This is a genomic window from Streptomyces taklimakanensis, assembly GCF_009709575.1.
GTDB classification, from domain to species: domain Bacteria; phylum Actinomycetota; class Actinomycetes; order Streptomycetales; family Streptomycetaceae; genus Streptomyces; species Streptomyces taklimakanensis.
The window spans coordinates 5,564,044-5,583,719 of sequence record NZ_WIXO01000001.1 but is presented as its reverse complement, the minus strand read 5'-3'; the positions used below and the strand labels follow the sequence as shown (position 1 = coordinate 5,583,719).

The 19,676-nt window shown below is 72.4% G+C and carries 17 protein-coding genes and 1 riboswitch; of the genes, 5 read left to right on the top strand and 12 right to left on the bottom strand.

Annotated elements, in window-relative coordinates; all coding sequences use genetic code 11:
* Positions 1-203 precede the first annotated feature (203 nt).
* Entirely contained in the window at positions 204-1,139 is a 936-nt protein-coding gene (locus tag F0L17_RS24585) for a DUF2637 domain-containing protein (RefSeq protein ID WP_338018206.1), read from the top strand.
* A gap of 121 nt (positions 1,140-1,260) precedes the next feature.
* On the opposite strand, the gene F0L17_RS24580 is transcribed toward F0L17_RS24585, so the two are convergent.
* The 4 genes from F0L17_RS24580 to F0L17_RS24565 form a co-directional block, all read right to left on the bottom strand.
* Positions 1,261-4,464, bottom strand: a complete 3,204-nt coding sequence (locus tag F0L17_RS24580) for a glycosyl hydrolase 115 family protein (protein ID WP_155072740.1) — start codon at positions 4,462-4,464, stop codon at positions 1,261-1,263.
* 296 nt (positions 4,465-4,760) lie between these two features.
* Positions 4,761-5,942 carry an aminotransferase class I/II-fold pyridoxal phosphate-dependent enzyme gene (locus tag F0L17_RS24575; RefSeq protein WP_162466651.1) on the bottom strand — a complete coding sequence of 394 codons (1,182 nt, stop codon included), beginning with the start codon at positions 5,940-5,942 and terminating at the stop codon, positions 4,761-4,763.
* 76 nt (positions 5,943-6,018) lie between these two features.
* Entirely contained in the window at positions 6,019-6,291 is a 273-nt protein-coding gene (locus tag F0L17_RS24570; protein WP_155072738.1) for a DUF4235 domain-containing protein, read from the bottom strand.
* A gap of 151 nt (positions 6,292-6,442) precedes the next feature.
* Complete coding sequence (locus F0L17_RS24565) at positions 6,443-8,098, bottom strand: catalase (RefSeq protein ID WP_338018205.1); 1,656 nt, start codon at positions 8,096-8,098, stop codon at positions 6,443-6,445.
* Between the two features lie 384 nt (positions 8,099-8,482).
* On the opposite strand from F0L17_RS24565, the gene F0L17_RS24560 reads away from it, so the two are divergent.
* Complete coding sequence (locus F0L17_RS24560; protein WP_155072736.1) at positions 8,483-8,908, top strand: hypothetical protein; 426 nt, start codon at positions 8,483-8,485, stop codon at positions 8,906-8,908.
* Between the two features lie 93 nt (positions 8,909-9,001).
* Here the strand turns inward: F0L17_RS24560 and F0L17_RS24555 are convergent, their stop codons facing one another.
* Positions 9,002-10,081 (bottom strand): glutamate--cysteine ligase 2, encoded by a 1,080-nt coding sequence (locus tag F0L17_RS24555; RefSeq protein WP_155072735.1) that lies wholly within the window; start codon positions 10,079-10,081, stop codon positions 9,002-9,004.
* Between the two features lie 207 nt (positions 10,082-10,288).
* On the opposite strand from F0L17_RS24555, the gene F0L17_RS24550 reads away from it, so the two are divergent.
* Positions 10,289-11,314, top strand: a complete 1,026-nt coding sequence (locus F0L17_RS24550; protein ID WP_155072734.1) for a DNA topoisomerase IB — start codon at positions 10,289-10,291, stop codon at positions 11,312-11,314.
* 67 nt (positions 11,315-11,381) lie between these two features.
* Here the strand turns inward: F0L17_RS24550 and F0L17_RS24545 are convergent, their stop codons facing one another.
* Both F0L17_RS24545 and F0L17_RS24540 read right to left on the bottom strand, forming a co-directional pair.
* Entirely contained in the window at positions 11,382-12,599 is a 1,218-nt protein-coding gene (locus tag F0L17_RS24545) for a hypothetical protein (protein WP_155072733.1), read from the bottom strand.
* 226 nt (positions 12,600-12,825) lie between these two features.
* Complete coding sequence (locus F0L17_RS24540) at positions 12,826-13,683, bottom strand: helix-turn-helix domain-containing protein (RefSeq protein WP_155072732.1); 858 nt, start codon at positions 13,681-13,683, stop codon at positions 12,826-12,828.
* Between the two features lie 395 nt (positions 13,684-14,078).
* On the opposite strand from F0L17_RS24540, the gene F0L17_RS24535 reads away from it, so the two are divergent.
* On the top strand, positions 14,079-14,540 hold the full coding sequence (locus F0L17_RS24535) for an ATP-binding protein (RefSeq protein WP_155072731.1): 462 nt from the start codon (positions 14,079-14,081) through the stop codon (positions 14,538-14,540).
* Positions 14,541-14,603: 63 nt separating this feature from the next.
* Here F0L17_RS24535 and F0L17_RS24530 read toward each other — a convergent pair whose 3' ends face one another.
* Together F0L17_RS24530 and F0L17_RS24525 are read right to left on the bottom strand one after the other, a co-directional pair.
* On the bottom strand, positions 14,604-16,019 hold the full coding sequence (locus F0L17_RS24530; RefSeq protein ID WP_155072730.1) for an NADP-dependent succinic semialdehyde dehydrogenase: 1,416 nt from the start codon (positions 16,017-16,019) through the stop codon (positions 14,604-14,606).
* A 218-nt stretch (positions 16,020-16,237) separates the two neighbouring features.
* The gene (locus tag F0L17_RS24525) at positions 16,238-16,645 is read right to left on the bottom strand and encodes a hypothetical protein (protein WP_155072729.1); all 408 of its coding nucleotides are present in this window, start codon (positions 16,643-16,645) and stop codon (positions 16,238-16,240) included.
* A 119-nt stretch (positions 16,646-16,764) separates the two neighbouring features.
* Here F0L17_RS24525 and F0L17_RS24520 point away from each other — a divergent pair, with 119 nt between their 5' ends.
* Positions 16,765-17,229: a MarR family winged helix-turn-helix transcriptional regulator gene (locus F0L17_RS24520; RefSeq protein ID WP_155072728.1), complete on the top strand. Its 465-nt coding sequence runs from the start codon at positions 16,765-16,767 to the stop codon at positions 17,227-17,229.
* Positions 17,230-17,245: 16 nt separating this feature from the next.
* Here F0L17_RS24520 and F0L17_RS24515 read toward each other — a convergent pair whose 3' ends face one another.
* The 3 genes from F0L17_RS24515 to F0L17_RS24505 all read right to left on the bottom strand — a co-directional run bounded on the left by F0L17_RS24515 (position 17,246) and on the right by F0L17_RS24505 (position 19,303).
* Positions 17,246-17,635: a hypothetical protein gene (locus tag F0L17_RS24515; protein ID WP_155072727.1), complete on the bottom strand. Its 390-nt coding sequence runs from the start codon at positions 17,633-17,635 to the stop codon at positions 17,246-17,248.
* Between the two features lie 47 nt (positions 17,636-17,682).
* On the bottom strand, positions 17,683-18,699 hold the full coding sequence (locus F0L17_RS24510; protein ID WP_155072726.1) for an NAD-dependent epimerase/dehydratase family protein: 1,017 nt from the start codon (positions 18,697-18,699) through the stop codon (positions 17,683-17,685).
* A 130-nt stretch (positions 18,700-18,829) separates the two neighbouring features.
* Entirely contained in the window at positions 18,830-19,303 is a 474-nt protein-coding gene (locus F0L17_RS24505) for a C40 family peptidase (RefSeq protein WP_155072725.1), read from the bottom strand.
* 4 nt (positions 19,304-19,307) lie between these two features.
* A riboswitch (cyclic di-AMP (ydaO/yuaA leader) is annotated at positions 19,308-19,464 on the bottom strand.
* Positions 19,465-19,676: the final 212 nt, after the last annotated feature.

The following is a 19,676-nucleotide window of genomic DNA, read 5'->3' as shown; positions in this document are numbered from 1 at the left end:
CGTCCTCGATGCGCGGACCACGAGGCAGCCCGGCACGTTCACCCGAAATTCATTCACCGTGACTGTCATTCACCGCGATCGTATGGCTTACGACTTCACCCGAATGCCGGTCGTCCGGCCGGTTCCCGGCTTCGTTGTTGTGGACGTGACTCCACCACATCTGCTTTCCACATCTACGACTCCTCCCGCCGGACGGAGCCTCCGTGGGTGACCAGGGCCAGTACTTCGACCCCTACGGCGTGCCGCCCGGCGGGCCCCAGGGCGGGTACCGGCCCGCCGGCGGCCACCCGGAGTCCGTTCCGAACCCCGCGCCGGAGCAGAGGCCCACCGCCGCACCGGATGTGGACATCCTGGACCCCTCCTGGGACTTCGAGGCCGAACTGGCCAAGCTGCTGCGCGACTCCGACCGGCTCCACGACCCGGCCGGGCCGCCGCGGCAGGCTCCCCACCCGTCGCAGGATCCGACCGCTCCGTGGCCCGACGGCGGGATGGACGACGCCACCCGGGTGCTGCGCCGCTTCGACCCGGGCGGCACCGGCGACACCACCGCGTCACCGGGCGCCCCCGACGCCCCCTCCCCGGCCCGTTCGCCGACGCGGCAGGCGTCCGACCGCCGCAGGCGCCGCAGGCGCCGTTCCCAGCCCCGCCCCGAGGTGTCGTGGCTGCACCTGTTCAGCTTCGCGGTCGCGGCGCTGACGGCCGGCATCGTGGCGATGGTCAGCGTCCTCGGCGGACTGGTCTCCTACGATCCGCTGCGCCAGATCGCCGGTCCCACAGTCCCCGCCGACCTCGCCCGATGGTGGCCCCTGCTGGTCTACGGTCCCTGGCTCGCCGGGTCGCTGTCGATCCTGCGCGCCACCGTGCTGCGGCGCCGGGTGAGGCACTCCTGGGCCGTGGTGATCGTCTTCTCGACCGTCGCGGTGGCCCTGTGCGTGGCCGAGGCACCCCGGACCCCGACCGGGATCGCGGCCGCCGCGATCCCCCCGATCACCGCCCTGGCCTGCTTCCACCAGCTCGTCGGGCAGATCACCCTCACCCAACCCCGGCACGCCCTGCCCCGCCGCCCCACTCCCCTCCCGCAGCAGCGTGGTCCACTCCCCCGGAAGCGGGCCACGCGCCGTCCCGAGGGGCGCGACTGATCGCCCGGCGGTCCGCTCGCCCCTCGACTCCGCGACCGGTGCCCGGTGCGGGCGGAAAAGCACGGATCCGGCCGGCGACCGATCGGTCGCCGGCCGGATCCGTGCTGTCGCGGCCTGCGCCTCAGCGGCGCCGGCCGACCCGCATGCTCTCGGGCGGCCCCAGGTAGCTCGGCTCCAGACCGCCGGTGTCCACGACGATCCGGTGGACGATGACGGTCGGATCGACCATCCACAGCTTCAGGGTGTGGACGCCCGGCCGGTCGATCCGGTGCCGGGTGGAGGTCCGGTTGACGTTGTCGGAGGTGTTCCGCGCCCACCGCCTGTTCATGTAGGTGTCGTCCGCGCCCGTGGCGGTGGTGACGTTGACGGTTCGCGGCTCGGCGTCGTCGATCGAGACGGCGTACCGCAGCCCCTCCGTCGGCAGGACGTTGTTGCGGGGCGCCAGGTACACCCAGACGTCGACCTCGCCGGCCGTGGTGAGGGTCATCTCGTACTCCAGGCGCGGGCCGTGGCCACCCGGCGTGCGGCTGGGCGCGGTGACCGGGTAGGGCTCCATCCCGTCCTCGTCCCGCCCGATGTCGGGCAGGCGCTTCCAGTGGATCCCGGCGCTGTTGACGGCCCGGCTGTAGTGGGCGGCCTCCATGCAGACGTAGCCGCCCGCCTCGACGAAGCCCCGCAGCCTGTGGCGCGAGAGCGCGGGGTTCTCCACGACGGCCGTGACCTCCACGGCGGCACCGTCCGGCCCGTGGACCGTGATGGGCACCCGCGTCACGCCCTTGGGGGCCCGGTGCCAGTCGATGCGCACGGTCGCGCGCGCCTCGTCCTCGACCCGGCCGCGGGCGCGGTCGATCCTCACCCACGGCTCGGCCGCGGTGATGCGGTAGTCGAACGGGCGGCTGCCGCGGTTGAAGACGTCGATGTACTGGTCCGGCCGGGTCTGGTACGGGCTGAACGCGGGAAGCACCGGCTTGCCGTCCGCCTCGGGCCACCACAGGTCGGAGCCGTCGACGGCCACGCCCATCTCGGCGCGGTCGGGGACCTCGATCCGCTTCACCGCCGGGAAGACCTCGTCGGGCAGCGCGACGTGGTTCGGGGTCTGGGGCTGCTGCCAGGGCGCGTCGGGGCCGTAGCGCTCCACGTCGCCGTAGCCGATCTTCGGCTGGGTCTGGAAGCCCTTCCACTTCCCGTCGGCCAGGATGTTGTTGTAGTAGTCCGACATCGCCTGGTCGTCGGCGAAGCGGGCGTCGGTGAGGTCGGCGTAGCGGTTGGTGGCGGCGCGGCCCTGCTCCGCGTAGAGGATGTTGGTGAACTCCGCCTCGCGCAGCTCGTAGAGGTTGGCGGTCGCCTTCACCTGGTAGAGCACCAGCTGATAGTAGGCGTCCTGGTCGGCGCGCGGCAGCTTGCGTCCGACGCGTTCGGCCTTCTTCGCCAGGTCCCGCCACTCCCGGGTGACCCGCGCCATCTCCCCGTAGTGGTTGAGGTGGTACGGGCCGGCCTGGTCGTCGTAGACGACCGCCGCCTCGTCCTTGGACAGGTCCTTGGTGGGGTCGAGGGTGATGCGGCGGTTGAGCAGCTCGGGCTTGCGGCGGGCCTGGAGGACGCCGTAGGTGTGCAGGATCTCGGCGATCTCCTCGGCGTGCTCGGGACCGAAGCTCTGCTCGGCGTACCGCCGTCCCCACTCGTGGAGGCGCTCCAGCGGCCAGCGCTCGGGGTCCCAGGCGTAGTCGAGGAAGAACTGCGTGGGCATCTCCTCGGCCTTGAGGTCGCCCACGTTGACCACCCACAGCCGGTCCACGCCGTAGGTGTAGGTCAGGTGGAGCTGCTCCCAGGTGCTGACGAGGTTGACGGTGTCGACCCACTTGTAGTTGCGGCCGACGCCCACGTAGTCGAAGTGGTAGTACATGCCGTAGCCGCCGGCGCGCTTCGGGAGCGACTGGTCGGGCAGCTTGCGCATGTTGCCCCAGTTGTCGTCGCAGAAGACGACGGTGACGTCCTCCGGTGGACGCAGCCCCTTGTCCCAGTAGCGCTGGACCTCCTTGTAGAGGGTCTGCACCTGCGGGATGTCGGTGATGTCGGACTTCCCCGTGACCTCGGCCAGGATCCGACGCTGGCTGTCGAGGATGGACTGCATCAGGTCGATGCCGTCGCCGTCGGGCAGGCTGACGTCGCCGTTGCCGCGCATGCCGAGGGTGACGACGCCCTCGAAGTCCTCCTCGACCATGCGGCGTATGCCGTCGGCCCAGTACGCCTCGATGGCCTCCCGGTTGCGGCGGAAGCTCCACTCGCCGGTGCCGCCGTACGGGTCGCTGCCGGGCTCGGTGATGTTGCCCTCGGCGTCGCGCCCGGCGGGGACGGCGTGTCGGTTCCACTCCTCGATGCCGCGCATCATGGGCGCCTCGTGGGAGGTGCCCATGACGATGCCGTACTCCTTGGCGGTGGCGTGGTTGGCCGGATCGTCCTCGGCGAAGGCCCGGCCCCACACCGCCGGCCACAGGTAGTTGGCCTTGAGGCGGAGCATGGTCTCGAAGACCTTGGCGTGGAACTCCTTGTTGAAGCCGTTCGGGAAGCCGGGGGCCTTGCCCGGGCCGAAGTACTCCGGCGCCCAGGTGCCCAGGGCCGGGTTCTCGTCGTTGATGAAGAAGCCGCGGTACTTCACCGCCGGGGTGCCCTGGGTGTGGCGCCCGGGCAGCACGTGCAGTTCGTCGTGCCGGCGCGGCGGCACGTCGTCCCAGAAGTGCCAGGGGGAGACGCCCATCTGGCGGGTGGTCTCGTAGATGCCGTAGATGGTGCCGCGCTGGTCGCTGCCGGCGATCACGAAGGCGCGGCGGACTCCCGGGAACGGGTCCTCCACCACCTGCTCCAGGGAGGTCTCCCACTTCCCGGCGATGCCGGAGACGTCCAGTCTGCCGTCGGCGACGAGCCGGTCGACGAGCGGGCTCCTGCCGATGGTGCCCACGATCACGATCTCGGACCGCCTGGGTGGGGCGTCGCCGCGCCGGACGGCGGGTCCGACGCCGGTGACGCGCTCGACGTCCCGGCGCAGGTCCTCCACCGCCCTCAGGACACCGGGGTGGTCGTCGGCGCCGACCACGATGGTGGCGGCCCTGCCGCGGGCCACCAGGGGAAAGCTCCCGGGCCTGCGGGAGAAGGCGATGTAGGTGTCGGAGCCGCGCTCGGGCCTGCCGCGCCCCGCCCCCGCCGCGTTGGCGGCCGGGGCGGAGACGGCGGGCACGGCGGTGGCGGCGGCGGTCAGCGGAAACAGACTCAGGAACGTCCGTCGACTGGCGTTCTCGGGGACCTGCGAGCCGGTGTTGGGCCTTCTCATGTGCTCAATCTCCGCAAGAAAGGGACGGGAGAGTACGGGAGTGGGATGGTGCGCCGGTGACTTCCGGAATGGTTCCGGAAAGGAAATCATCGGGTCATGCCCGGGTCAAGGCTCTGTGTCCGGGAAGTTTCCGGCACCTGACGGCCGGTCGGGAACAGTGGTCCGGCCATCGGAGAGCCGAGCCACCGAAAGTTTTCGATGCCGTGTCGGATACCGGAGGGGCCACGGCCGGCGAGCGGCACACGGCCGCCGGCAGCGAGGTCACGGCGGCGCCAGGCCGACCGCGGCGGAGCCCGTCAGAGCGCGCCGGCCATCCTCCGCACGGCCTCGGTGAGCACCTCCGGCGAGGTTCCCAGGTTCAACCGCGCGTGGCCGGCACCTCCCGTGCCGAAGTCCGGACCGGAGCCGAGGGCGACCCGCCCCCGTTCCAGGAACACCGCGGCCGGATCGTCCCCCAGCCCGAGCCCACGACAGTCCAGCCAGGCGAGGTAGGTGCCCTGGGGCGCGCGGTGGCGGACCCCGGGGAGGCGGCGGTCCACCAGCTCGCCCAGCAGCAGTCGGTTCCGGTCCAGTCCGACCAGCAGGGCGTCGAGCCACTCGCCGCCGTACCGCAGGGCGGCGGTGTGGGCGATCGCGCCCAGATGGCTCGCCCCGTGCCCGACCTCCTCGGGCATCCGCGCCAGGTCCCCGGCGGCCTCCGGCCCCGCCACCGCGAGCGCCGCCTTGAGTCCGGCCAGGTTCCACGCCTTGGACGCCGACAGCAGAGCGAAGCCGCGCTCCGCGCCGCGGACGGAGAGGTAGGGCACGTGCTCGGCGCCCGGCAGCACCAGGGGCGCGTGGATCTCGTCGGCCACGACGCGGACCCCGTGTGCCTCCGCCGACTCGGCCACCCGCTCCAGCTCGGCCCGGGTGTGGACGGTGCCGGTCGGATTGTGGGGACTGCACAGCAGGTACGCCGCCGGACGACCACCCTCCGTCGCTCGGACGAACGCCTCCTCCAGCACGTCGTGGTCCAGCCGCAGGTCCGCGCCGAGCGGTGCCTCCACGATCCGACGGCCCAGGTGCCGGACGAAGGCGTGGAAGGGCGGGTAGACGGGCGGGTTGACGACCACCGCGTCACCGGGTCCGGTGACGAGCTTCAACACCTCCGTGATCCCCAGCATCACATCGGGCACGAGCGCGGTGTGCTCCACCGCCGGCCGCCATCCCCACCGGGCCGCCGCGAAGGCCGCCAGCGCCTCGGCGTAGCCGGTACCCGCCGGATAACCGGTGTCGCCCAGGGCCACCGCCTCGGTGAGCGCCCGCGCCACGGGTTCGGCGAGCGGGACGTCCAGCTCGGCCACCCACAACGGCAACACGTCCTCGGGGTACGCCCGCCACTTGACGCTGGTGCGCCGCCTGAGCTCGTCGAGGCTCAGGACGCTCAGGGGATCGAACGCCTCCCCGGGGACGGACGGGCGCGGGCGCGGGAACGTCACCGGTGCCTCCGAGAACGACGGTGGGCCGTACGGACAACCGTACGGCCCACCCGTGCCGTCGAACAGTCGGCCGGGCTCATCCCGGCCAGGTGCCGGTGACCTTGCGGACCACCACGGCCCCGCCGCGGTCCACCGCCGCCCTGACCACCGAGAAGATCACTCCCTGGATCGCGGACGCCAGCAGGATCTCCCCCAGCCCGCGGTCCTCGTCCCCGGGGTCGGGGGCGTCGTCCTCGTCGCTGACGGCCTTCCACGCCTGCTTGAAGGCGGCGGTCGCGATGGCACCGCTGAGGGCGCCGAGCGCGAGGCCCACCGGCCTGTACAGCAGCTTCTGTTTTCTCTTCTTCATGACCGGGCTTCTCTCCCACCGATTCCGGCGAACTCGTGCGCCCCGACCCCCGTGGGGGCCGGGGCGCGGGTCTTCACGGATTCCCCGGGGGCGGCCCGCTACACGACGTCCGCGCGCCCGCGCGGCGGGCCGCCCGGCCGGAGCGCCGGCCTCAGCGCGTCACCACGTGCCGCTCGTCGGGCACGCTGTGGGTCATGGTCAGGCCGGTCACGTCGCGCGGCGGGTTCTTGCCCAGGTTCGCCAGCCGCTCGCGGTCCTCGTCGGTCAGTTGCTGGTTCGGCAGCGGCTCCAGGTGCGAGACGTCCTGCGGAGTGATGCCGAGCCCCTCGCCGACGCGCAGCCCGAGCTCGTTCTCCACCAGCAGGAAGTGCCACACCATCCGCTCCTGGATGTGGCGCGGGCACTGCTTCAGCTGGTTGGTGAAGTTGGCGACCAGGTCGTCGCGCTCCCAGTCCTCCATCAGCCGGAAGCGCTGACCGGCCTGGAGGTAGTCGTTGGTGCGGGGGATCCGGCTGCGGGTCAGCCGGCCGCGGATCTCCGGGCCCTGCTCGCCGTAGCCCGGTCCCTCGGCCTCGTCCAGTCCGCCCAGGGTCGAGGGCTCGTAGTTGACGTGCGGGTTGTCGCCCCCGGGATCGACCTCGTAGGCCATCGGGCCGCCCCGCTGGTTGGTGTGCACCGGAGCCTTGGCCCGGTTGACCGGGAGCTGGAGGTAGTTGGGGCCGACGCGGTAGCGCTGGGTGTCGCTGTAGGAGAAGGTGCGGCCCACCAGCATCTTGTCGTCGGAGAAGTCCAGGCCGTCCACCAGCACGCCGGTGCCGAAGGCGATCTGCTCGTTCTCGGTGAAGAAGTCGTCCGGCATCCGGTTGAGGACCATGCGGCCCACCGGCTTGGGCGGGAACTCCTGCTCCGGCCAGGTCTTGGTGTCGTCCAGCGGGTCGAAGTCCAGCTCCGGGTGCTCGTGGTCGTCCATGATCTGCACCAGGAGTTCCCACTCCGGGTAGTCGCCCCGCTCGATCGCCTCGTAGAGGTCCTTGGTGGCGTGACCGAGGCTCTGCGCTTGGACGTTGGCGGCGTCCTCCTCGGTCATGGAGCGCACGCCCTGCTTGGGCATCCAGTGGTACTTGACCAGCACGGTGTGGCCGTCGGAGTCGGCCCACTTGTAGGTGTTGACCCCGAAGCCCTGCATGTGCCGGTAGTCGGCGGGGATGCCCCGCGGACTGAAGAGGTTGACCAGCATGTGCATCGACTCGGGGGTCTGCGACATGAAGTCGAAGATCCGCTCGGGTCGCTGCTCGAAGGTGACCGGGTCGGGCTTGAGCGCGTGGATGACGTCGGGGAACTTGATGGCGTCCCGGATGAAGAAGACGCCCAGGTTGTTGCCGACCAGGTCCCAGTTGCCCTCCTCGGTGTAGAACTTCACCGCGAAACCCCGGGGGTCGCGGGCGGCCTCGGAGGAGTCGCGTCCGCCGATGACCGTGGAGAACCGGACGGCCACGTCGGTGCGCTTGCCGCGCTCCTGGAGCAGCTTGGCGCGGGTGTAGCGGCTGATGGGCTCGTCGCCCCAGGAGCCGTACGCCTCGAAGAACCCGAAGGCCGTCACGCCGCGCGCGTGCACCACCCGCTCGGGGATGCGCTCCCGGTCGAAGTGGCTGATCTTCTCCAGGAAGTGGTAGTTCTCCAGCGTGGCCGGACCACGGGCACCGACCGTGCGCTGGTTCTGGTTGTCGTGGATCGGGTGGCCCTGCCGGTTGGTGAGCACCGGCTGGCCGTTGCCCTGGGTGTCTCCCCGCCTGGCTGTCTCGGTCACGTACTGCTCTCCTTCGAACGGATTGGCGCGGGCGAGGGCCCGCCACGCCCGAGTGGCTGTACCCCGATCCATCCCTTTTGCACCTCCTGCTCGGCCAACGGGTGCGCACCCGTCCGGTCCCCGGACGGCGGGAGGCGGGCTCGCGGATGTCCGAAACACGACGGCGCGCCTCCGGCGAGGAACCGCACCCGGCGGCCACGACCGACGGACGCGCAGGTGAGAGCCGCCGGCTCCGGTGTTCCGGACGCCGTCGGGCCGGCAGCCGGGGCGGGGACGGGATCGGCCGGAGTTCCGCTGTCCCCCGTGGCGGATCCGGGGTAGGCATGACCCGGGGGCCGCACGGTGCGGACGGCCCCTCCCCCGAGGCGAGAGGAGGCCGCCACCGTGCTCACCGGTACGGGCGCAGCGGGGGATCGCGACGCCCCCCGGTACGGCACCGCGTCCTCGGAGCCGGCCGGCGAGGACGATCGGGGCAGGTGGGTCGTCGGGGACTGCTGGCTGTGGTGCGAGCGGATCGGTACGGCGGTGACCTGGCTCGGACCGGTGATCTCCTGGGGTACTCACGCCCCCCTGTACGCCTGCGACGACTGCATCGGCAGGTTGGAGGAGCAGGTGCGGGAGGCCGCCTCCACCCACCGGAACGCGGCCTGCTGGTTGTGGTGCGGGCGCGGTGACGTTCCACTGGTCCCGCTCGCCGAGGTCGGACACCGGGGCGGTACGACCGTCTTCCACGCGTGTGAGGAGTGCGTCGACCGGGTCAAGCAGAGGGTGCTGGCCCTGGCGATGGGGAAGGACACGGCGAAGCGCTGAGCGCGGTGCGGACGCGGGGCACGGCGAGCGGGAGGGCACGGAGCGGCGGCGGACCTCCCGGCATCCCGTTCCGCCGAACGGCGAGAGCGTGTTTCAGGACACGGTCCGGCGTATGGATTCGGCCACCACGGCGCCGAGGTCTCCCCCGGACTCCTCGAAGACCGCGCGCTGGACGTCGGCGCCGTTGCCCCGTCGGAACAGCTCCGCCACGCCCTCCTCGACCCGGGTCAGGTCCCCGAGGTCCGACAGAGCCGGGCCGACGTGTTCCAGCAGGGCCTCCACGACGGTGCGCGCGGGTGCCGGCTCGAAGGTCACCGGGTGCACCAGATCGTCAAGGATCCCGGAACGGCCCGCGCGCCAGGCGGCCAGTCGCAGCAGACCGACGTCGATCGCGGCGGGGGGTTCGCCCTCCCGCCAGGCGCGTGCGGCGGTCTCCACCAGGCCCCGGGCCAGGGCCGCGATCAGTACCGTGTCGTGGGCGTCGAGGCAGACGTCGGCGACCCGTATCTCCACCGTCGGGTAGTTGCGCGCCAGCCGGGCGTCGAAGTAGACCATCCCCTCGTCCAGCAGCGCACCGGTGCCGATCATCGCGCGCACCCGCTCGTGGTAGGCCCGGGCCGAGCCGAAGACCTCCACCGGCCCCGCCGAGGGCCACCGTCCCCACACCCGGTTGCGGTAACTGGCGTATCCGCTGTCCTCCCCCTGCCAGAAGGGCGAGTTGGCGCTCATCGCCAGCAGCGGGGCCAGCCACGGCCGGATCCGGTCCAGCACCGCCACACCCTCCTCGTCCGATTCCACCCCCACGTGGACGTGGCAGCCGCAGGTGAGCTGTTCCTGGGCGGTCAGTCCGTACTCCGTCACCATCCGCCGGTAGCGGTCGCCGGGGCTGAGGGAGGGGTCGACGGCGAGCGGCGAGGTGGCCAGCGCAGCGACCTCGGCGCCGACCGAGCGGGCCCGCTGGGAGGCCGCTCCGCGCCAGCGTCGCACCTCCACCGCGAGGTCCATCATCTGCGTGCGGGGGCGGGTGCCGGTCTCCACCTGCTCGCGCTGGAGTTCCTTCTCCAACTCCTCCCCCTCGGCCGCCGAGGCCAGCACCGCCCCCGACACGGCCTGCGGCTCACCGCTGTCCGCGCTCACCAGAAGCAGTTCTTCCTCGACGCCAACGCTTCTCATCGTCACGGTCTCCTCGGGCGCTCGTCCGGTCCAGCGGATTCCCCGGTCCGGCCGGAGTACGCGGTCCGGATCGTCCTCGACCGGTCGTTCGGGAAGGGCGGGGCGGCAGAGTCATGAAGGGACGGCGCGGGGGAAGGAGAACCTCCCCGCCGTCGGGTCCGCGAGGAGCGGCCCGGACCACGGCGGACCAGGGAGGTTCGTTCACCGATGCGTCACGTCCGGCCCGACGGCCCCGGCTACGCGCGCGTGCGCTGTGGCCGCGGCTTCCGCTACCTCGACACCGCCGGGCGCCCGTTGCGCGACCGGGCGGAGGTGGAGCGGATCAAGGCCCTGGTGATCCCGCCGGCCTGGACGGACGTGTGGATCTGCCCGGAGCCGGACGGTCACCTCCAGGCCGTGGGCACCGACGCGGCCGGCCGTCGCCAGTATCTGTACCACCCCGGTTTCCGAGCGGAGCAGGAGCAGGCCAAGCACGAGCACGTGCTCGACGTGGCCGAGGCGCTGCCCCGCATCCGCGAGGCGGTCGAGGCCCACACGAGCCTGCGCGGGCTGACCCGGGAGCGGGTGCTGGGCACCGCGGTCCGCCTGCTGGACCTGGGCTTCTTCCGGGTCGGCGGGGAGCGCTACGCGGAGCTGAACAACTCCTACGGGCTGACCACCCTGCTGCGCGAACACGCCGAGTCCGCGCGCGGGACGGTGACCTTCTCCTACACCGGCAAGCACGGCAGGGAGATCGTGCGGGCGGTGGCCGACCCCGCGACCTGCCGTGCCGTGCGTGCCCTCAAGCGGCGACGCGGGGGCGGCGACCGGCTGCTGTCCTACTGGGACCGCCCGGTGTGGCGCGAGGTGACGGGCGAGGACCTCAACGCCTACCTGAAGGACCTGGGCGGAGTGGACATCACCGCCAAGGACTTCCGCACCTGGCACGGCACCGTGCTGGCCGCCGTCGCGCTGGCCGTCTCGCGATTCGCCGACGGGAGCGCCACCACACGGCGCCGCGCGGTCGCCCGCGCGATGCGGGAGGTCTCGGAGTACCTGGGCAACACCCCGGCGGTGTGCCGCGCCTCGTACGTCAACCCGCGGGTGATCGAACTGTACGAGGAGGGCGTGACCATCGCGCCCGCCCTGCACCGCCTCGGTGACGGGGCCGCCTTCGGCGTGCCCGCCACCCAGGGGGCCGTCGAGGGAGCGGTGCTGCGGATGCTGCGCACCGGCCGCCCGCCGAGCGGCTGAGCCGGTGGGCGAAGGAGCGGGCGGCCGTCGGTGCGCGGTGCCGGGGCCGAGCGCGGTGTCCCGCTCCTCAGGTGCGGGTGACGACTCCGCACTGCCCCTCGTCCGGCTTCCCTTCGGCGATCGGCTCGCTGCGGTCGTAGGGGTCGCGTTCCGGGCCGGAGGGGGCGGGCCGGGCGTAGCGGTCGGCCACGAACATCGGATGGATGAACCCGTCACCGCTCTCGCACACGTCGTTGGCGATCCTGCTGCCGTAGCCGGCGACCCACAGCCTGCCCTCGGTGTACTCCCACTCGGGCCCGTGCGGCACGTGGATCTCCAGGGACCTGCGCACGATGGTGCGCGCCACCTCCTCGCCTCCCTCGGCCCTGGCCAGGGGGTAGACGAAGGTGTAGTCGGCCCGGACGCGCGGTACGCCCCGCTCGCCCTCCGTCACCTCCATCCGGCCGCGGACCTTGACCACGTCGCCGGCGAGGCGGACCTCGTCCCGGTCGAAGCGGGTGAACATCCACTTGGGATCGTTCTCGACGGTGGGCTCGGCCAGCGCCTTCCGCAGTTCGGTGACCGTCTCCCCCAACAGCGGATCCATCAGGTCCAGCGCCTCGGTGGGTTCGGCGCCCATGAGCACCCGACGGTCGAGGTTGGCGGCGACGAGGAAGCGCTTGGTGCGTCGCAGGGCGGCCTCGATCGCGGTGGCCGGCACGTCGCCGACCGCGGTGGCCTCGGGGAGCACGATGGCGTCGGCGCCGTCGGCCCACCGCAGGGCGGGCGATCCGGCGAAGGGCGCGTCGACGGTCGGCAGGTCGGGGAGGAGTTCCTCCTCCGGCGCGGCGGCGGGCGCCGCGGTCTCCGCAGGCAGCGGCTCGGGGGCGCCGGGTTCGCCGCCGGGCATCCAGGAGCGCACGAAGGAGGGGTTGAGCGCGTAGAGGAGGGCGAGGGCGACCGCGGTCGCACCGATCGCGGTGCCCACCCGGCCGAGCCTCCCGCCGCGTCCGCCGCCCTCCGTCTCCTGCCAGGCGGGGCCGGTGCGCCGGCCCTCGGGCTGCCAGGGTTCGGGCTCGCGCTTCCCACGGAATCGGCGGCGCTGCCCGCGCGCGGCTTCCTCGTCCAGCTTCCGCAGCCGTTCGGTCACCATCCGGGCGCGGGCCGACGGCTCCTTCGGGGCGGAGCCGTCCGGCGCCTCGCACGCCTCGACGAGCCGCTCCCACACCTCGTCCGGCACGCTCCGGCCCGCCTCACCTCCCGGCTCGTCCGCGTCGCTTCCCGGGGTGGGCGGCCGGCTGGGCATGGCGCTGCTCTTCCTTCTTCTCGATCTTCCCGATCTCGTTGCCGGCGCCGGAGCGCGGGCCGGGACCGCCCCTTCCTACAGGAAGGCGCATTCGTCGTACAAGGTTGTACGGAATATCGAAGTCGGTGGGTGATCTCGCTCACGCCGTGCCGTGGTCCGTGCCGAACCGGCGGGGACGCCCGGAGGCCGGGGCGGGGGGCGGGACGGACTCGGTGCGGCCCGGCGCTCAGTACCGGTCGCGCAGCTCCCGCAGCGCCCGCTGGGTGTCCTGGACCGGCAGGGCCTGGGTGACCATGCGGTCCAGTGCCTCCAGGTAGGCGGTGACCTCGGGTCGCTCGTCGATGTAGACGGCGCCGGTCAGGCTCTCGGTGTAGACCACGTCCGGCAGCTCGGGATAGCTGAACCGGAAGAGCTGGAAGGGACCGAACATCCCGGGGTGCGGACCCGCCTCGAAGGGCATGATCTGCACGCTGATGTTCGGCTTGGTGCTCTCCTCGATCAGTCGGTCGATCTGGGCCCGCATCACGCCCGCGTCGCCGACCGGCCGCCGCAGCACCTGCTCGTCCAGCACCATCCACAGGCGCGGGGCGTCGTCCTTGGCCAGGAGCCGCTGCCGCCCCATCCGCAGCGCGACCCGGCGGTCGAGTTCCTCCTCGTCCGCGCCGGGGAAGCCGGTGCGCAACAGGGCGCGGGCGTAGTCCTCGGTCTGGAGCAGGCCGGGGACACAGTGCGGTTCGTAGGAGCGGATGAGGCTCGCTTCGCTCTCCAGGCTCACGTAGAGGCTGAACCAGTCGGGCAGGACACTGCGGAAGCGGTGCCACCAACCGGGTCTGTTCGCCTTCTCCACCAGGGCGAGGAAGGCGTCGACCTCGTCCTTCTCGACGCCGTAGCTCTCCAGCAGGGCCTTGACGTACAGGGGGCGGAGACCGACCTCGGCCTTCTCCATGCGTCGGACGGTGGAGGTGGTGACGCTCAGCACCCTGGCGGCTGCCTCGAACGACCATCCGGCTCGTTCCCGCAGGTCACGCAGGCGCAACCCAAGGACGATCTGTCCCACGGTCGGTGCCGACCGGGACTCGCCCATGACCTCTCCTTCCCCACCTGTGCCTCACAGGCAGAGCAGTGTGCCACGAGCCGGGCGGCGCGGCCAGACCGACTCCGGTGAAGCAGTCAGAATGACAATCGAACCTTGCAATTTGCAGAACTCTTCTTGCCTTTTGCGGACACCAACGAGCATAGTAGCCGGGTGATCCAGTTCACGACGCGGCCGCACCGGCGTCGAACCGCCCCGGCACGCGGGCCCTCGCCCCTTCTCCCCCGCGAGGCCCGCCTCCTCACCGTCCCCGTCTGCCGCGGCGCGCTGCTGGACCCGGCGACCGATCGACCGACGCTCTCGAGCGTCGGTCCTCCCCACGGCGCCGACGACGGACGCGGGGCGCCGCCCTCGGCGCCCTCCGGCGTACGAAAGGCGAGCCACTGATGGCTCTTCTCCCCCGTTCCACGCACCTGGTCCCCACCCTGTCGGCCGTACCCGTCCCACGCTCCCCGCACCGGGCCGAGTTCGAGGTGCCGGCCCAGCGCTCCTCCGTCGGCGTGGCACGGCGCCTGCTCACGGAGTGGTTGCGTCGCTGGCACTGCCCCCCGGACGTCGTCGACACCGCGCAACTGGTCGTCTCCGAGTTCGTCACCAACGCGGTGGTCCACACCGTCAGCGACCGGATCGGGTGCTGTCTCCTGCGAGGCGAGCACCGGCTGCGTATAGAGGTGCGCGACCAGGGCACCGGAGCGCTCGGGCTCGCGGCGCGCTCGGCCGACGTGGAGGCGACCAACGGACGCGGCCTCCAGCTCGTGGACACCCTCGCCGACGCCTGGGGCGATGTCCCCGTCTCCCGGGCACAGGGGCGTGTGGTCTGGGCGGAGCTACGGCTGACCGACGCCTGACGGGAGCCGGGCGGCGTCCCGTCACACGACCGCTCGGCCCCGCGCCGCGACCGCCGCCACCGGCTACTCGGCGGCGGGCACGTCCGGAGGCGTGCCGTGCCAGACCGTGGTGATGTTGCAGAACTCACGGATGCCGTGGCCCGACAGCTCACGACCGTAGCCGGAGCGCTTCACTCCGCCGAAGGGCATCGCCGGATGGGACGCGGTCATGCCGTTGAAGTAGACACCGCCGGCCCTCAGGTCCCGCACACACCGCTCCTGCTCCGCCCGATCCCGCGTCCAGACGTTGGAGCTCAGGCCGAAGTCGGTGTCGTTGGCCACCTCGATCGCCTCGTCCAGGTCCGCCACGCGGTAGAGGGTGGCCACCGGCCCGAAGGTCTCCTCCCGGTGGATCCGCATCCCGGGCGCGACGTCCGCCAGGACGGTCGGTTCGTAGAACCAGCCCGCCGGATGGCTCGCCGGCCGACGTCCACCGCACAGCACCGTCGCGCCGCGCTCGCGGGCGTCCTCGACCAGCTCCTCCAGATCGGCCCGGCCCCGCTCGCTGGAGAGCGGCCCGATCTCGGTGGACTCGTCCATCGGGTCGCCGACCCTCAGCGCCCGCATGCCGTCGGTGAAGAGCCGGGCGAACTCGTCGTACACGTCCCGGTGCACGATGAAGCGCTTGGCGGCGATGCAGGACTGGCCGTTGTTCTGGGTGCGCGCGGTCACCGCGACCTCGGCCGCCTTCTCCAGGTCCGCCGAGGGCAGGACGAGGAACGGGTCGCTGCCGCCCAGCTCCAGGACGGTCTTCTTGATCTCGTCGCCGGCGACCGAGGCGACGGAGCGCCCGGCGGGTTCGCTGCCGGTGAGCGTCGCGGCGGCCACGCGCGGATCGCGCAGAACGCCCTCGACCTCCCCGGATCCGATCAGCAGGGTCTGGAAGCATCCCTCCGGATATCCGGCGTGGCGGAAGAGTTCCTCCAGGTACAGGGCGGTGCGCGGCACGTTGGAGGCGTGCTTGAGCAGACCGGTGTTGCCCGCCATCAGGGCGGGCGCGGCGAACCGGATCACCTGCCAGAGGGGGAAGTTCCACGGCATCACCGCCAGCACCGGGCCCAGCGGGCGGTAGCGCACGTAGGCGGCGGTGCCACCGCTGTCCTCGACGTCCCCCTGCGAGGGGTACTCGTCGGCCAGCAGTTCCTCGGCGCGCTCGGCGTACCAGCGCATCGCCTTCACGCACTTGGCGACCTCGGCTCGGGCCGCGGTGACGGGCTTGCCCATCTCGGTGGTCACGGTCCGGGCGATGTCGTCCCGGTCCTTCTCCAGCTTGTCGGCCGCCCGACGCATCAGGTCGGCGCGCTCGGCGAAGCCGGTGGTGCGGTACTCCTCGAAGGCGGCGCGGGCACGCTCCAGCCGCTTCCCGACCTCCTCCGCGTCCATGGCCTCGAAGGTCTCCAGCGTCTCCCCGGTCGCCGGGTTGGTGGTCGAGATGGGCATGGGGTCCCTCCTTGGGGTGGTGGAGGCCGCGCGGCCGCTCCGGGAACGGGACGCTCGGCGGCCGCTCCGACCGTTCCTTACGTCCGCGAGCCCGCGTACCCGCGCGCGGCGCTCTCAGTCGGCCCTCCCGACCGACCGTGCCCGACGTGCCGGCGCGGCGGCGGGCGGAGGCCCGGCACCGCGCCGGGCGCCGCGGCCCCACCGCCGGAGTCGGACGGTCAGCGCCGGGCGAGCCTCAACCGCACCTCCACCTCCTGGTCCCCGGAGATCCGGGGCTCGGCCGTCACGTCGTAGAGGCCGGCCAGCGCGTCCTGCACCTGCCGTACCGCGTCGGGGCTGCCGCTGAGGTCGGCCTCGACCGCCTCGCTCAGCTCCGGCGCCTCTTCCACCTCGCCGTGCGTACGGACGTCGACCGTCCCCATCCAGAACTTCGTTCCGCCTTTTCCGCCCTCCTCCCCGGCTCCCCGCCGACCGTTCCCCACCTGGGGGGAACGGGGAAAGAGCGACCCGAGGGCGGTGAAGACGGCATCGGCGTCCGCCGCGGTGCAGTGGGGCAGCTCGATCTCGACCTGGCACACGTCCTGTCCACCGGTCTGCGCGGTCTGTCCGTTCTGTTCAGTGCTCATAGCCCCACCTGTACCCCGGCGCGGGCGATGGTCACAGCCCGTTCGGGCCTGTCGCGAGAACGGTCCCGCGCGTCCGTCGGTCCCGTGGGTGCGACCAACGGCCTTGTTAGGCTCCCCCCATGGACACGACGGCCCACGACGCCGCACCCGCCCGGTTGAGGAACGCCCCGATCTGGCTGATGTCACAGGTGACGGCACACGCCCACCGCCTGGTGTGGGAGGCCTTCGCCGCCACCGACGACCGTCGCTACCACTACGCCCTGCTCGCCGCCCTGGAGGAGTACGGTCCGGCCAGCCAGGCCGCGCTGGGGCGTCGCTGCGGCATCGACCGCAGCGACGTCGTCGCCGCGCTCAACGAACTGGCCGACCGCGGCCTGGTCACCCGCTCCCCGGACTCGGCGGACCGGCGGCGCAACATCGTCTCCGTCACTCCCGAGGGCCGACGGCACCTGGAGTGGCTCGACGGGGCGCTGGGCCGGGTGCAGGACGAGCTGCTCGCCGGGATCTCCACCGACGAGCGCGAGCACCTCGTGCGGCTGCTGCACCGGGTCCTGGCACACCACGCGCCCCGCCGGGCGGAGTGAGGGAGCCGGACGTCGGTCACTCCCCGCCGCGGTGGAGCCGGAGGGTCGCCTCCCCGTCCGGCCCCACGTACGGCTCCTTGACGCGGGGCTCCACCGGCGGCTCCCACCAGGACGGCGGATCGCTCGGTTCGCCGACGGACCGCGCGCACGCCCAAACGTGTCCGGGCGTCGGGGTCTCGGGCGGCCCGCAGGAGCCCTCCGCCGGGGCGGGCGAGGACTCCTCCCCCAGTGGGACGTACTCGCTCCAGCCGTGGCGCTCGACGCCCTTGTCGATGTCGGCGTTCAACACCCAGGTGGCTCCGGCACCCCCCACCGTGAGCACCGCCCACCCCAGGATCAGGAGCGGACCGGCTCTCCGCCTCCCCTTCCCCGGCGGCTCCGCCTCGTCCCTCTCGTCCGTCCCCACGTTCCACCTCCTCGGTCCCCCGCCCTCGCGACGGGGCACACACCACCCTAGGAGTCGCCGCCGAGCGACCGCATGATCTCGGCCTCCCGCTCCGGCGCCAGACCGACACGGGACCGGCCGACGCGCGGCGGCACGCCACCCTCCGGTCCGCGCATCCAGTCCCAGGTGTCGGCCACCGTCTCGGCCACCGGACGGCAGCGCAGTCCCGCCGCCACCGCTCTGGAGACGTCTCCCCGGTGCATGCCGTCGTGGAACTCGCCCGGCGGGGTCCACACCGGCAGGTCCGTCCACGGCTCCACCCCGGCGGCCAGGATCGCCTCGGGAGCGGTCCAGCGCAGCTCGGCGCGGGAACCGGTGACGCGCACGCAGTTCTCCAGCAACGCGCCCATGGTGGTGTGACCGGGAGGACTCACCAGGTTGTACGGGCCACCGAGCCCGCGCGCGACAGCGTCCAGCGTCCAGCCGGCGAGGTCGCGGGCGTCCACGTACTGCAGGGGGAGAGCGCGGGGGCCGGGGGCCAGGACCTCTCCGCCGCGCGCGACGCGGGACAGCCACCACGGCAGCCGCCCGACGTTCTCGTACGGGCCGAGAATCAATCCCGCACGCACCAACAGGCCGCGGTCGCCGAAGGTCTCCGAGGTGGCCAGTTCCCCACCCCGTTTGGCCCGCGCGTAGTCGGCGTCGTCGGTGTCGTCGGACGATCCGTCGACCAGCGGGCCTCCCTCGTCGGTACCGGCCGCGGGCGGGAAGAGGTACACCGAGCGGCTGGAGACGTAGGCGTAGTGCCCGACATGCGGCTCCAGCAGCGCGGCGGCGGTGCGGACCGCGGAGGGCGCCCCGCTCCAGGTGTCGACCGCGGCGTCCCAGCCCCCGTCGGCCGCCGCCCGCTCCAACGCGGCCAGGCCGGCACGGCCCTCGGTGCGGTCGCCGTGCAGGGCGGTGACACCGCGGGGCGCGGGATGTCGCCCCCGGTGGAGGACCGTCACGTCCCAACCGCGCTCGATCGCCTCCTCGACGACCGCGCGTCCGACGAACTCCGTTCCACCCAGCACCAGAAGTCTCATGGGGACGAGCCTTCCCGCCGGCCGGTGGCGGGGGAAGGACTTCACGCCCTCGGCGGAATCGCCGGGAGCCGAACCGGAATCGTGCGAACCGGGTCGGGCCGGGCCCGGTGGGGCCCGACCCGACCCGGTGTCACCTCACGCGCCCGTACCGCACGTTCTTGGTCCAGATCCTCTCCTTGCGGACGGTCTTGCCCGGCTTCGGGGAGTGCCAGACCCGGCCGCCGCCGGCGTAGATGCCGACGTGGTAGACGCTGCCGCCGGAGTGGAAGAAGACCAGGTCGCCCTTCCTGCGGGTCGTGACGGAGATCCGCTTGGAGCGGTTGTACTGGGCCGCCGCGGTGCGCGGCAGTTTCTTGCCCGCCTTCTTGTAGGAGTACTGGATGAGTCCCGAGCAGTCGAACCGGCTGGGGCCCGCGGCCCCGTACTGGTAGGGCGACCCCTTTTTGGAGGCCGCGACCCTGAGCGCCTTGTTCGCGGGAGTGGCCGCTTCCGCGTCGGGCGTGGCCGACGGGATCAGTGTCGTACCCGCCAGGGTGACGGCGGTGACGGCGGTGGTGATGCCCGCTCGGGACAACCGTCCCGTTATGGGTGTGTGCGCAGACATGAGCGAACCCTTCGTCATGCGCCTGCGAAAGATGACCTGTCGGGTTCGGGCCGGCGAAGTTGCCCGGCCACCTGATGTGGCTTCACCCCAAGGACCGCGTCGTGCGACGCGATCCGCCGTGCTCGGGTCTCCCGCTCCTGCCGTGTCGTCGTCTCGGTCCGGACTCGCCCGGGCGGCGGCAGGATTCGGCGTCCGCCCGGGCGGCCCCGCCCTTCGACGGGGTCTTGCGGTCTTCTACGGATAGTGCGTCACCATCGGCCCGAATCGGGCGATCACGGATCCTTTGTGAACATGCTCACTCGGGTCTCCGGACGGTGGGGACCGCCCCCTCGGGAGGGTCCCCGTGCCTGGAAGACCGCGCTGACCAGCGACG

Coding starts and splice junctions, on each gene's coding strand:
- F0L17_RS24520 (WP_155072728.1), top strand. CDS start 16,765: ATGGACACGACGGCCCACGACGCCGCACCCGCCCGGTTGAGGAACGCC.
- F0L17_RS24525 (WP_155072729.1), bottom strand. CDS start 16,645: ATGAGCACTGAACAGAACGGACAGACCGCGCAGACCGGTGGACAGGAC.
- F0L17_RS24535 (WP_155072731.1), top strand. CDS start 14,079: ATGGCTCTTCTCCCCCGTTCCACGCACCTGGTCCCCACCCTGTCGGCC.
- F0L17_RS24545 (WP_155072733.1), bottom strand. CDS start 12,599: ATGCCCAGCCGGCCGCCCACCCCGGGAAGCGACGCGGACGAGCCGGGA.
- F0L17_RS24530 (WP_155072730.1), bottom strand. CDS start 16,019: ATGCCCATCTCGACCACCAACCCGGCGACCGGGGAGACGCTGGAGACC.
- F0L17_RS24550 (WP_155072734.1), top strand. CDS start 10,289: ATGCGTCACGTCCGGCCCGACGGCCCCGGCTACGCGCGCGTGCGCTGT.
- F0L17_RS24570 (WP_155072738.1), bottom strand. CDS start 6,291: ATGAAGAAGAGAAAACAGAAGCTGCTGTACAGGCCGGTGGGCCTCGCG.
- F0L17_RS24510 (WP_155072726.1), bottom strand. CDS start 18,699: ATGAGACTTCTGGTGCTGGGTGGAACGGAGTTCGTCGGACGCGCGGTC.
- F0L17_RS24580 (WP_155072740.1), bottom strand. CDS start 4,464: ATGAGAAGGCCCAACACCGGCTCGCAGGTCCCCGAGAACGCCAGTCGA.
- F0L17_RS24555 (WP_155072735.1), bottom strand. CDS start 10,081: ATGAGAAGCGTTGGCGTCGAGGAAGAACTGCTTCTGGTGAGCGCGGAC.
- F0L17_RS24540 (WP_155072732.1), bottom strand. CDS start 13,683: ATGGGCGAGTCCCGGTCGGCACCGACCGTGGGACAGATCGTCCTTGGG.
- F0L17_RS24505 (WP_155072725.1), bottom strand. CDS start 19,303: ATGTCTGCGCACACACCCATAACGGGACGGTTGTCCCGAGCGGGCATC.